The following is an 11,937-nucleotide window of genomic DNA, read 5'->3' as shown; positions in this document are numbered from 1 at the left end:
CGATCGCCTTTGCCTTTTAGATTAACCATCAGTAGCGGGCAAGCCACTGCATACCAGCCGTAACTGACTCCTAAAACTTGTGCAGTTATCAGTCCTGCTGTTAGTACCAGAATTTTTCGATCCGATTTGTGAATTTGAACAAATGTTATAATAGCAACTGCCAAACTAATTAATATATTCAGTTGTAAATTATTGAATAATAGAAGGTGTGGAACTTGAGATATTATTCCAAATAACACCAATCTATTAATTAAAGGTTTAGCACTGCTGTTTGGTTCTCGCCGCTTCCAATTTTGAGCCAGTACCCATGCAAACAGTGGAAAACTCAAGCGTCCAACAACACGCATCGGCTCTATTTCTAGCAAAAATCCTATATGGTCAATTACCATTAAAATTGTCGCCAACCATTTGATTTGATTTTGACTCACGCTGATTGTGCTCCGGTTAGTTGATCGATAAATTCTGTTATGACTTGTAAGCCTTTTTCTGAGATTGTATAAATCTTTTCCCCTTGCTTCCACTCGAAATTTACTAAAGCTTGGTCTTTTAATACGTGTAACCTTTTATATATTCCGATGCGTGATGGTGGTTTTATTAGATTTATTTCAGCTACTTTTTCTACGATGTTTGATAGAGATAGCTTATTTTGACGAGATAATACTGCTAATACAAAAACATCAACTCTGCTCATAATTTTTTTAAATTGCACTGTCTAGATTTTAGTAAAGAGCTTTATTTAAAGCAATGGGTTGCCAAAAAGATAAGTGTGATTACTGTTGTGCGCTCAATTCATACCTCTCAAGATGGATTTATTGAATTGGTAACACAATGATTGAACTGATTTTAGCCGCTTCGATCGCAGCAAGCACTACGACGATGCCGCCACCTCCACCGGTGACAGCTTCTCCTCAACCGCAACCAAGTTACACCCCTCCGCCAAAACCGACTTATACTCCACCGCCTGTGGCTCCTTCTGGCGAATCGTGGTCGGATAAAATGTGGCGGCGTTACAAGGAGAACCGTAAATAGAATGGCAACCAAAGAAGGTCGCGACTTTATTTCTTCAATTATCCGATTAGCTGACACTCCTGAGACTAATACACGCGCTCAGGGAATGAAAACAACTAACGTTGCGGGTTATCCCGTGATTTTGTGTTGGGCTCGTTGGGGAGGTTCTGAACTTAATTCTTCCGGCAATAATAAAGCGTTTTTATTTCTCCCTTACTTGCAGTCAGGTCAGATGCCTTTGACAAAATACAACGGCGCTACCTCTGTTGAGACTCCGCTTGATATGGTTATGTCGGAGGTTGCAAACCCTTACAATTGTAAAGTTGGGATTACTCCTTCGCTTAATATTAGTAAATTGATTGAGGGCGAATATTACAGTTTTGTCCTCGCTCTTAAGCCTGCCGCTGTCGGCAACGGTAATAACCCAACTCCTTATTGGGATGGATGGATTAAAGCTGTTGGTGCTACTCCTAACGACGTTTTTAAAGATTATTTCGCTTTGTTTAACGTGACGCGAAATCAGTGGTCGAAAATCAAAGTTTCCCGAGATGGTGATGAGGAGGAACTTGAAGATGATACTCCTGACCACGTACAGCAATGATAATTTGATAACTCTGATTGTAGAGTTTATTTGGGCTAATCTTTTCGTTTTACTGACTCAGTTTTTTTGTCTGGCCTTGATTCTTCGGATAGTTAGGCTGTTTATTGATTGAGGCTTATGAATGCCGCTCGATTTAATGGTTGTTATTTTAGCCGTTTGGCCGCACTTTCTATTGTTCTCGGTTGTAGTTTTTGGATTTTGGGCTATCCTGTCAGCCCTGCATTAGCAGCAACCGATCGGATAACTGGAGCCGAAGCTATTGCTAAAATGTCTTTGGTTCTCGGCAGTCCCGAACAGTTTGCCGATAACATGAAAAATTCCACCCAGGATTTTATTGCCGACCATTTTGGCAGTATGGCTATTGCTTGCGCTTTTGGAATAGCTATTAGGATGAGGTCTTAGCATGTGGGCACTTCTTGTTTCCTTGCATTTAATGGCTGTTCCTAGCGCGGCGGATGCCATGAATTTCATTAAAGAGGATATCAAGCCTGTTATTGAATTTTCGATGGATTGGGCGATGAAAGCTGCATTAGCTGCTACATCCACTCACGCATTTATTGTTCTCGCTAAGAGGTTTTTGGATTGATGAAAGATTTTATTGATTCAGTAGTGGCCGCTGCTGAAAGATACCGTAGCTTACCAGACAAATTTATTGACACTAACATGATTTTGTTAGGTCAAGCGATTGTTTGTTTGGTAATAGGGGTCGCGGTATTGTACACACAAAACCTCGTTGTGCATTCTTGTATTGTTCCCATTTACCAGATTGAAAAAAAATGACAAATCAATTACAAGAAATTGAATCTGTTGACCAATCTCAGTCCGATGAAATTTTTGCTATTGACCGCGAGCAAGTAGCTAAGCTCAATGACCTTTTCTGGAAATTTGAGTATAGCAAAACTGCTCAGTTTGTTGCTTTATCCGGTGCTGCTTTAGCTGTTGGCGGTGCGATTGTTGGTGGCGGTGCTGCAATGGCGACTGCACCTGCTGCTGGTGATGCCTCCGCTGCTGCTGCTGCCAGTATTGCTGCTGGCGTGACAAACGCTATCAACATGATCAAGGCCATTGACGGTATCGGGCTTGCCGCTTTTGGGGTAGCTCTTGCTCCCATGGGTTTCATGGTTACGCTTCGAGTTCTTAACATGGTTTTGAGCCGAGTCTAATGCCTTTTACAGCCATTTACGGGCTTCCCGGTCGGGGCAAAAGCTTGCTAATGCTGCAGCACGGGCTTGCGATTGCCGAGAAATATCGGTTAAAGCTCGTAACTAACTTTTGCCTCGACCCCCTTAATTTGGCTTACTACTGCAAAATAAATAATCTCCTGTGGCTGTTTGAAAACATTCCTAAGGGGATTATTTATTACGTTTCTGCTAACAAAAACTTTGCTCAGTTTTTGCAAATTAAAAATGCCGTGATTCTGCTTGACGAGATGGGATTGTACGCTCCGAGCGCTCAGTCTTGGACTCTGCCGCCAGAGGCTTTTAATGCCGTTGCTAACAATAGAAAGAGGGCGCAGCACATAGTTTACGCCGCACAGTATCCCAGTCAGGTACACTCTTCAATTCATCAAATTTGCTCTGAGATTTTATACGCTGAAGGGTTGGCGATTTGGGATAACGAACTCCGCAACGACCGCCTTTTATTTAAGGATGTACATTTGTTCGGGCCTTCTGAATTTGAAGTGTGGTTTCGCGACCCAAAAGTACGAAAGAATCCCGTTAAGGTTTGGGTACTTGCGACCAAACACTGGAAAGGGATAATCAACGCAATTGACGCTCAAACTTTTAGAGTTTACGATAGTTTTGGTTTGTTAGAGGAACAGGATTTAGAAACTTCTAAGTTTGCCAATAAGTCTGATTTTGGTTATTATCCTTATATTATTGATTCTGCTTCTTCGGTTGAAGTTTCTTCTAGCGATTTGTTAGAGCAAGGTTATACTTTTAGCGAGATTGAGGAGAAACTAGACCAATTTTATAAAGCAGATAAATTCAAGAAAAAGCGGATTTACGAAGCTAACAACAACCATCCGTTTGTAGCTTGGAAGTTGCAAGGCAGTATCCCTTTTCCGGGAATTCACTATTTTCAAGGTCGAATGATTCCTCTGTGGCAGTTGTTGCCTGCTGCCAGTTATGAAGGCCTTAGGAAAATTGATTTAGCGATTACTCGCGAATGTCAAATTTGGCAGCAAATGGATGAAGTTACGAGAGATAGCTATAAATTTGTGTGGAGGATTATTGTTGGGTTAATTTTTTGGGTGTTGATTTCTATTTTAGCGAGTTTTTTCTTGCCTAAAAATTTCATTATATTTTTGATAATCACGTTTGTTTCTTTCTACCTTCCTTATAAAATGTTTAGGTGAATTATGCAACATAATTATTTGCCTCGGAATGTTAAAATTGATTGGTTGCGGTTTCAGGTGTCCAGTTATCATCCATCTATGCTGCGCCAGATTCAACGAACTTTGGGTTTGCCGTTTGAGAGAAAGCAGCAGCAATTGCAGGATGCACGTGATACCAACGTTTTAGCTTTGAATAAGCTTTGGCATGAGGTGCATGAGTTTCAGGGCAGTTTAATAGGTACTCGCTATCCGGCTTCTGGTAGCTGTGAACCTTACAAGCATTTTGTTGATTTGAAGGGTTCTACTCTTTCGGGTATTGCTCTTGATAAAATTCAGGCTCTTTTATTTTTCTGTCAGACAGAAGAAGAATTCATCGCTAACAGGATTGATATTGCTCTTGATTTTCCTGTGGTGTCTGATTTTCCTCGACTGTCGCGCCGTCATTGGGAGGTTTTTTTAGGCGATAATTTGCTTGTCGGTTATCGGTCGGTGCGTCGGGTTTCTAATTGTGGCAATAATCGACCTGGCACTACAGTTTATTTAGGGTCTCGCGAATCTGAGCGTTTTGTTCGGATTTATGATAAGAACATTGACGGTATTGATTACGATCGCCTTGAAATTGAATTTAAACGTTCTCGCGCTCAGTGGATCATGCAGCAGATGGCTGCTTGTCCTTTTGACGATATTGCTCAATTTCTCAACGGTGTTGCTTGCGGTCAGATTAATTTTGCTCGACAGCACGAAGACACAGAGTTTTTTAGAAATTACAAATTTGGTCCGATTTCAGTTCCCGCGCCCTCGCTGCATTTGGATATTGAAAGGTCGATCGCATTTATTGAGCGACACTGCGCGACGCTGGCGATGGTTGAGGAATTTATGGGGTCTGAACGTTTTGACAAATTTATGCGATCGATGTTGGCGGCCGGTAAGTTGAGGATGAAGCCCCGACATCGAAGTATTTTAGAGAATGCCAAATTTTTGGGCGTGACTGCTCTGGGAGTTTTTCTGATTTTGGCTCAGAGTTCAGGTGCTATTGCTGGCAATTTAACTTGTCCTGCGCCTGTGTCTTTAGGTTCCCAGATGGTGCAAAAGTTCCCCATCGATATTGCGATGCCCAACCCAGCAGAACAGCAATATTTAGATGCAGTTGGCGACGGTTGCTTTGAAATCAATTCCGGGTTGAATTTTGACAGAATCTGCTTGCCTGGAATGATTGTCAATGCCTTGCGGCCTTTTGTAATTATGGGATTGGGGATAAAGTTTATATTTGGTGATTAATTATGCTGAGTTTTTTGTTGCCCGTATATATAGCTACTGCTACTCCTGCGCCTACTGCTTACACTTGGTGCACCTTTCAAATGATTCAATTAGATACTAAGGAGATGATTTCGGCTGCTTACGGTATGGGCAACGTTCCTGCTAATACCAATTTGAATGCTATGTGCGACGCTTTTTATACTCGCGATATTAGGGCTGAGGGTAAGCCCCTGGAGCTTGTCTTGAGTAACGGTCAAACATTAACTACTGACCCCGATTTATATTGGGTGAACAATACGTGGCGTCGTCCCCTAACTCCTGCTGAGTTAGAGCAATATGCTTGTTTGCTAGATAAAGATGTTGGCGGATTGCTAACTTCTACTACCTCAAAAGCAATTAATTTAATGCCTGCTTCTCCTGATTCAATTAGAATTCCTGCGCTTATGATTTCTGCCATTAATTCGACTAATTCGCCGATTCTTAAATATGCAGCCGTTGTAATGTATAATACAGGGCTTCCCATTATGTCTATTGCTGCTTTGGTAAAGGCTTGGAAACTTGCTAGAAAGTAATGCTTTTAAGAACTGCTAAACTTGCCGGATTTTTGAGGATTTTAATTCCTCAGATTGCTCCTATTGTGGCAACTACGATCGGGTCGCTGAGTTTGCGCGCTGCTGTTTATTTGATAGGTTTTGCTTTTGGTTCTGTTTTGGGTTTGTGGCTGCCGATTGTAGCTACATTAGTTAGCGTTACTGGTGCTTTTAATTCAACATCAACCAATACTCAATGTTTGGCTTACCGTGCTGAGATGGCGAGAATTGAAGCAGTTAACATTCAGAGAATGAAAGATTATCAAGTTGTTTATAAAGCTTGGTATGACCCCACTTATACAAATTGGCAAAAGCAATCGGCTGCTTATTACCTTGCTGCTTATGCTGCTCCCGATCCTTGTGCTAATATTTACAATCCTCCTTGTTGTGATGGTTGTCGTTATTGTTCTGATTTTATTACTCCGTGTTACGAGCAGCGTACTTTAGCAATTCGCAATGCAGCTCCTCCGGCTCCGATTCCCCCGCCTCGTCCTACTCTTCTTAGCTACTCTCCTCCTTCGTCTGGTGGGTGCGGTTCGACTACTCCGTGGATTAACTGTCCTGCTGGCAAAAAGGTCTGGCTTCAAGTTTTATGGGGTTCTACATCTGGTAAAGCTTCTGATTCTAAAGGATGTTTTTTAGTAGCTTACAGCCAAGACCTTCATAATACTCCTGTAAAAGTAGAGTATAATCCTTTCTTACCTCTACCTTTTGTTACTGTTCGCGCTGCTTCTTACTATTTAGTTAAAGGTGACAAATTTCGCGGACTTAACACTACTGAATTTAAAAATTTAGAATCTGTTCAGGGTTGGGATAGGGGATATTGGATGGCTGAATCTGTAGATACTGAGTGTCGTGGCTGGCGTCCCGGTTGGAGTCGGAAGGTAAAATGAACAATTTAAAATCAATTTTATTTCGAGCTTTTAAGGTAGGAATTGGCTTTAATATATTTACTGTTGTTTTCGCGATATTCTATGTATTTATAGTTGAACAATACGCTCGACCGTTTAATTTTAAGCCTTCTATTGAATTGGGTACTGCTGTATCTGGTTCAAATAATATTTTTTCTACACCTGATATTGCTAATTATCAAATTCGTCCCGAATGGTCGGCTGTTGAGTCTAAATTTAGTTTTTTTATCCCTGCATCTGAGTTTCGCGCTGATTCAAAGTATCAAGCTCCTCGCCTTGAAAAGTGGTGCAAAATCCGCAACTGTTGTGCGCACCGGATGGCTTATAGCGATAAGAGAAAATTCAATTTTAAATGTTTTACAATTGACGATTGGTTTTTCAACAATAGTAATTTTTTAGATGTTTATTTTCAGGGGGCTGCTATGGCTCCTTTAGATAAATTTTTAAAAAATTTGCCTAAAGGCACTAGAGTGATAGTTAACGAGCCGTTGATTTTGTTTCAGCAAAATAAACTTAATTTTGTTATTTTTGAAAAATGGCTTCTTGAATTGGTAGCTAAACATCCTCATCTTAAATTTCAGGTGGGTATTCAGTTTCACTTTCAATGGCTTGATTTACAGTTTTTTGCTCTTTCTGACGGCGTTTTATTTCGTCAACTGTCGCAATTTTCGCGCCAGCACAAAATACCTTGGGGGATTTCAGAGTTTTCGACATACGATCGCATTTGGCGGCGTCGTTTGATTACTCCTTTTAATAAATTTTCCGATCGCGGCAAGTTTACTTCTCAGATTGAGGCATTTATTCCCGATCGCCTGCGCCGTGCTTTTGTACTTCATCAGGCTTACTGGGTTCACCGTGAAGCTGTACGCTCTGGTGCTAGGTTTGCTGTTGAGTGGGGGAATTTTCCGCTTTTGTGGTTTCAGAGTGAGATTGATTCGGACTACCGATCGACTTTCGCGCTCTTTGACTGGCAGGGCAATCCGCAACCGATGTACTGGGCGATCGCTCGCGGCATAGAAGATGGCAAAAAGTCAAAAAACTAAAATTAGCTTTTTACATTATGAAGAAGAAACATATTTATCAAAAAAAATTAGCTAAAATTGTTAAACAAGCTTTTGCTGAGGAAAAATTTCTCAAAGCTATGACTGCTGATGAAGCTTGCGAATATTTGAGGATAATTTCAAAATGTTTAGATATTTAGATGTTTAGACATTTACATGAGAACGTGGGCCGGGGGGGGAGCCGGGTTATGGCCCGCCCCCCCGGCCGCGCCGGTAAAGATTTAGGGCCCCGCAGGGCAACCGGGTTGAGTAATACCCGGTATAACCTAAAGATATTGACATAAAATTGCTAGGGGTGATCAAATATCTGATTTGGTTTTATATTTTGTATGAAGAGACAATATTTTATCCGCGTTCTTTTTCGGCGGATTGCGCGCCTAAAACGGGAGCGCGATTTTTACCGCTATCAAGCTCGGTGTTTAGCTTGTGCCTTCAAGTTTTATCGAGGTTGCAATTAGTGTCTGCTGTAGAGTTTGTTGCAGGGGAAGTTATGATGACGGGTTTGACGCCTAAAAATTAATGCAGCGGTCATTGGCTGCTGTCTGGCACTTCGATCGTTGGTCTGAATGCGCTAGCTGTCATTTGAATCCGCCAAGCCGTTTCTCGTCCGATTTTGATGCTATCTTCTTTGCTAATAATAAAAGTTCCCCTTTGGAACCACCACACTCCTTTAGGTACTGTTCCAACTAGCTCTCTGATTTTGGAAGTTGGCAGCAGCATGATGTGGTTGGCGGCATATTCCAGCGCCTTGTAGTTTGCCAGCGGGTCTCGATCTGCCCCGAAGTGGCGGGCGATCGCTTCTACCAATTGCAAGACTTCGTTGAAGTTGTCCAGTTGTCCAGTGGACTTGTCTAGTTGTCCAGTGGACTTGTCTAGTTGTCCGCTAGACAAAGATAAAGATTCTGTATCCTTTGGAAATTCCCAGATTTTGGCTCCTGGGTTGTTTTTGAGAAACTTGTCCAGTTTGTCCAGTTTGTCCAGTGAGTCACTGGATATTTCACCGCGGCTGATTGGACTTATTTGCAGTGCTTTCATGCGATCGTACACGGATTGTTTGCTGGCTAGACCGTAGCGAGTTTGCAGTTCTGAGATTTTCATTGGTTGATAATTTCTAAGATTTTACTAATTGATTCGCCGCTTCTGAGAGCCTTTCGCACTGCGGGACACTTACTCCCCGGACAGTATTTGGCGCGCTGCCGCTTTCCGTCCATCCAGCGGTAACTGTTGTAGGGCCCGGTGCATCCGATTTCAGGGCAGTTGATGGAGTGTTGCTTGCCGTTAACTCGGATTTTGTAGTGGCTTTCGAGCCAGCCGTTGCCGCTGTATCCTTCGTTTGAGTTGTAGTAGTTTTTTCTTTTTCCTGCAACTGGTTCGATAGTTGGCTCAGTTTCTACAAGTTCCCCTACAACAGACTCTGCTATTGATGGTGTGATTTTAATTTCCCCTACAACAGGCTCTGCAATTAGCTTGGTTATTGCAAGTTCCCCTACAACAGGCTCTGCTGTCGGTGCAGTTTTTGCAACTTCCCCTACAACAGGCTCTGCTGTAGGTTCGGCCGCTGCAACTTCCCCTACAACAGGCTCTACAGTTAATTTAACTTCCTCTGGATATAAAAAATCCCATTGATTGATATGGGGATTCCAAAATTTCAGGCTGCCGTTAACTGGGTGTACTTGATGGATTCGGAAAACTTCGCCGCGCTTAACCCATGCTGCTACTGCGGGTTTTCGTCGTATTTTCACCCAGTCGCCGGCTTTATACGCGCTTCCGGTCGCGGCGTTTGTGTCAAATAGTGAAAGCTGGCTGCTGCTCATGGTTTTAGTGGTGAAGTGCCGGTCTCTCCCGGCTGTCACGCCAGCAGGTACGCTCAGCGTTTAGCGTCTCGTTCTCTCCGAGATGTCCCACTACTGTCGTACTTAGTGGCACGCTCCGACCTTGAGGAAGGGCCAGGTTCGATCCCGGTGTGTGCTACTTCTTGGGTCACTTATTAGCATCAGTAGCCTAGCTTGCCGGTCTCTCCCGGCTGTCACTCCACTTTGATTGGCTTGGAATCAACTTTGTGACACGGCCGCCTATCCTGTCGGTCTGGGAACCCCCCAGGTATCAGTGTCATTCCTGTTATTTGACTATTTATGGGGGTCTAGTGTTTAGCCCTGGCAGGTGTCGCCAGTTCTTTTTTGATTGTTACTGATTACAGCTTCCTGGGTGTATCAGTCAAATTCAGTTTTAGTCATGGTTACAGAGTTTTTCATATTTTTACATCTGTAGTCTTAGTTGAGGAAAACTTCAGTCATGGTTACAGAGTTTTTCATATTTTTACATCTGTAGTCTTAGTTGAGGAAAACTGCCGTTGCCCCACCCGGTGGCTAACACATTCAGAGAGACCCGGTGGTGCGGGTGTTGGTTAGTTTTGGCTTATTCGTTTGTCATCAGGAACTTTGCTTACGTCTATTTGTAATGAGTGAGTCAATGTTTTTAATGACACGCCTAATTCACTTGCTAAAGCTGCTGCGTTATCCAGTCGAGGGATTTTTTTTCTTTTTGCCCAATTTCTTATGGTTAGTTCAGTAACGCCCAGCGCGATTCCCAACTCTCGCTGAGTTTTCCCACTAGCTTTTATTAAACTTTCCAAGGTTGTTTCTGGTACCTCTTGTTTGAGCTCGTTTTCATTCATGGTAACATAAGTACCGAAACTTAAGTATTGACAGCAGGGCTGAAAGATACTAAAGTATCGGAAGGTAGACACAACACAGGCGTCCAGCTAGCTTCCGGGTAGTTGCCCGCTGGACTCTCCTGCGTTTAGTCTGCCACGACTGCATTCAGATACTCCTGTAAAATCTTCCTGGGCTTGTCTTTACTTCGCAAGCCCTTTCCCTCAAACTATGTACACTTACACTGCTACACAGTTAGAACACAAGACCTTAGGCGAACTCAAGTCGATCGCCCGCGAGCTTAATATTGCTCTAACAGGCGATCGGCGGTGCCGCCAAACTTGGATTGATGCGGTTGTTGGCGCTCAGCTCCCGCTTCTGGCGTTGATTGAAACTTCCCCTGGCGCTACAACTACAACTTTTTCTACAAACGATCGTGTTTGCATAAATTCTGGTTTCTTTTCTGGAATGACTGGGCGAGTTATGCGCGGTAGTACGTCTTTTACCATACGGGTTGAGTTCGATCGCCGTCATGACGCTTCTGGTGCTTATTGCGGTTTTATAGGTCGCGATTGTTTGACATTGCTTACGCCCGCCGTTTTGACAGCATCGGTGATTGAAATTCAACGCCACGAACTGATCGAGCAAGCGCTTAAAACTTCCCCCGGCGCACAAATCGAACCAGTCCACGAGCCGATCGTACCAGCGGTCAAAACTTCCCCCGGTGTTGATTGCGTCCAGAAGCCAAAATCTATAGCTCACGAGCTTTTGGAGCTGTTCAAGTCTTCAGTCCAGGAGCCGATCGCACAACCGGTCGAAACTTCCCCCGGCGCACAAATCGAACCAGTTCACGAGTCGATCCCACAATCGCTCGAAACTTCCCCCGGTGTCACTTTTTCTCCCAAGTTCCTGGCTCGCTATTCCCCGCCACAGCCTGAGAATATTTTTTACAAAGCTGACATTGAGGGGCAACTGAGCCTCCTTGATTTTGAGATTCAGTCGGAATCTGAGCCGCCAGACCCTGACGATTTTGAATCCCTCGATGCGTTTCGAGAGGCGATTGCGCTTTGGGATGCCCAAAACCCCGAACTGCTGCAAGTTTCTCTCGATTCCTTCTGCGAGTGGGCCCCGTGTCCTGATGATTGGTACGAACCTGACACATTGCTTGAACTGTCTGAAGTGATGGAAGTTTCGTTGCTGGTGGAAAGTTCCATCACTTGCAAATTCCTAATTCCTGTTTTTGGTTTTCCGGGCAATCGCGCAACTGGTACTGACGAACCTCCGACTGCAGGTGCCGGCGCGCGATTGCCTAAGCCCAAACCTCCAAGCTTTCCGCCGATGGGTGTTGTTGCGGGCGATCGGGTAAACCTCATTAAATTTGTTCGCAGCGCAATACTTTTAAGCGAGCGAGCTCCCCCGGGAGGTGATGCTGTTTTCTAAATCGTTTTCGCTTCCTATTTCCATCTTTCCATCTTGTTTGCTTCTGTGTGCGATCGTTCTTTTGAGCGAAGGGCGATCGC

17 protein-coding genes are annotated in these 11,937 nt (G+C 43.6%); 12 read left to right on the top strand and 5 right to left on the bottom strand.

What is annotated here, in order from left to right; translation table 11 throughout:
• Both QUA99_RS30665 and QUA99_RS30660 read right to left on the bottom strand, forming a co-directional pair.
• On the bottom strand, positions 1-428 hold a 428-nt coding region (locus tag QUA99_RS30665; RefSeq protein WP_333244674.1), incomplete at its 3' end, for a TraX family protein.
• Positions 425-691: a hypothetical protein gene (locus QUA99_RS30660; protein WP_333244671.1), complete on the bottom strand. Its 267-nt coding sequence runs from the start codon at positions 689-691 to the stop codon at positions 425-427. The genes QUA99_RS30660 and QUA99_RS30665, both read right to left, overlap by 4 nt.
• A gap of 137 nt (positions 692-828) precedes the next feature.
• Between QUA99_RS30660 and QUA99_RS30655 the strand changes: the two genes are divergently transcribed.
• The 11 genes from QUA99_RS30655 (at position 829) to QUA99_RS30605 (ending at position 7,906) form a co-directional block, all read left to right on the top strand.
• Positions 829-1,029: a hypothetical protein gene (locus QUA99_RS30655; protein WP_333244667.1), complete on the top strand. Its 201-nt coding sequence runs from the start codon at positions 829-831 to the stop codon at positions 1,027-1,029.
• 1 nt (position 1,030) lies between these two features.
• Positions 1,031-1,609: a hypothetical protein gene (locus QUA99_RS30650; protein ID WP_333244665.1), complete on the top strand. Its 579-nt coding sequence runs from the start codon at positions 1,031-1,033 to the stop codon at positions 1,607-1,609.
• A gap of 117 nt (positions 1,610-1,726) precedes the next feature.
• Positions 1,727-2,011, top strand: coding sequence for a hypothetical protein (locus QUA99_RS30645; protein ID WP_333244662.1), 285 nt, complete (start codon positions 1,727-1,729; stop codon positions 2,009-2,011).
• Position 2,012: 1 nt separating this feature from the next.
• Positions 2,013-2,195, top strand: a complete 183-nt coding sequence (locus QUA99_RS30640; RefSeq protein ID WP_333244659.1) for a hypothetical protein — start codon at positions 2,013-2,015, stop codon at positions 2,193-2,195.
• A 190-nt stretch (positions 2,196-2,385) separates the two neighbouring features.
• Positions 2,386-2,772: a hypothetical protein gene (locus tag QUA99_RS30635; RefSeq protein WP_333244656.1), complete on the top strand. Its 387-nt coding sequence runs from the start codon at positions 2,386-2,388 to the stop codon at positions 2,770-2,772.
• On the top strand, positions 2,772-3,968 hold the full coding sequence (locus QUA99_RS30630) for a zonular occludens toxin domain-containing protein (protein WP_333244653.1): 1,197 nt from the start codon (positions 2,772-2,774) through the stop codon (positions 3,966-3,968). The genes QUA99_RS30635 and QUA99_RS30630 overlap by 1 nt, the downstream gene beginning before the upstream one ends.
• Positions 3,969-3,971: 3 nt before the next feature.
• A complete protein-coding gene (locus QUA99_RS30625) occupies positions 3,972-5,225 on the top strand; it encodes a replication initiation factor domain-containing protein (RefSeq protein ID WP_333244650.1) in 1,254 nt (417 codons plus the stop codon).
• 2 nt (positions 5,226-5,227) lie between these two features.
• Positions 5,228-5,776: a hypothetical protein gene (locus QUA99_RS30620; RefSeq protein ID WP_333244647.1), complete on the top strand. Its 549-nt coding sequence runs from the start codon at positions 5,228-5,230 to the stop codon at positions 5,774-5,776.
• A complete protein-coding gene (locus QUA99_RS30615) occupies positions 5,776-6,687 on the top strand; it encodes a hypothetical protein (protein WP_333244644.1) in 912 nt (303 codons plus the stop codon). Before QUA99_RS30620 ends, QUA99_RS30615 begins: the two co-directional genes overlap by 1 nt.
• The gene (locus tag QUA99_RS30610; protein ID WP_333244641.1) at positions 6,684-7,748 is read left to right on the top strand and encodes a hypothetical protein; all 1,065 of its coding nucleotides are present in this window, start codon (positions 6,684-6,686) and stop codon (positions 7,746-7,748) included. Before QUA99_RS30615 ends, QUA99_RS30610 begins: the two co-directional genes overlap by 4 nt.
• A gap of 17 nt (positions 7,749-7,765) precedes the next feature.
• Positions 7,766-7,906: a hypothetical protein gene (locus tag QUA99_RS30605; protein ID WP_333244638.1), complete on the top strand. Its 141-nt coding sequence runs from the start codon at positions 7,766-7,768 to the stop codon at positions 7,904-7,906.
• Positions 7,907-8,294: 388 nt separating this feature from the next.
• On the opposite strand, the gene QUA99_RS30600 is transcribed toward QUA99_RS30605, so the two are convergent.
• From QUA99_RS30600 to QUA99_RS30590, 3 genes are all read right to left on the bottom strand, one after another.
• Positions 8,295-8,864, bottom strand: coding sequence for a hypothetical protein (locus tag QUA99_RS30600; protein WP_333244636.1), 570 nt, complete (start codon positions 8,862-8,864; stop codon positions 8,295-8,297).
• Positions 8,861-9,580: a hypothetical protein gene (locus QUA99_RS30595; RefSeq protein WP_333244633.1), complete on the bottom strand. Its 720-nt coding sequence runs from the start codon at positions 9,578-9,580 to the stop codon at positions 8,861-8,863. Before QUA99_RS30595 ends, QUA99_RS30600 begins: the two co-directional genes overlap by 4 nt.
• A gap of 590 nt (positions 9,581-10,170) precedes the next feature.
• Positions 10,171-10,440, bottom strand: a complete 270-nt coding sequence (locus QUA99_RS30590; protein ID WP_333244630.1) for a helix-turn-helix transcriptional regulator — start codon at positions 10,438-10,440, stop codon at positions 10,171-10,173.
• Positions 10,441-10,648: 208 nt separating this feature from the next.
• Here QUA99_RS30590 and QUA99_RS30585 point away from each other — a divergent pair, with 208 nt between their 5' ends.
• On the top strand, positions 10,649-11,857 hold the full coding sequence (locus QUA99_RS30585; protein ID WP_333460499.1) for a hypothetical protein: 1,209 nt from the start codon (positions 10,649-10,651) through the stop codon (positions 11,855-11,857).
• Positions 11,858-11,937: the final 80 nt, after the last annotated feature.

This window comes from Microcoleus sp. F10-B2 (genome assembly GCF_036704965.1).
Taxonomy (GTDB): domain Bacteria; phylum Cyanobacteriota; class Cyanobacteriia; order Cyanobacteriales; family Microcoleaceae; genus Microcoleus.
Note: the sequence above shows the minus strand (reverse complement) of the source record. Positions and strands in the feature narration are given on the sequence as shown.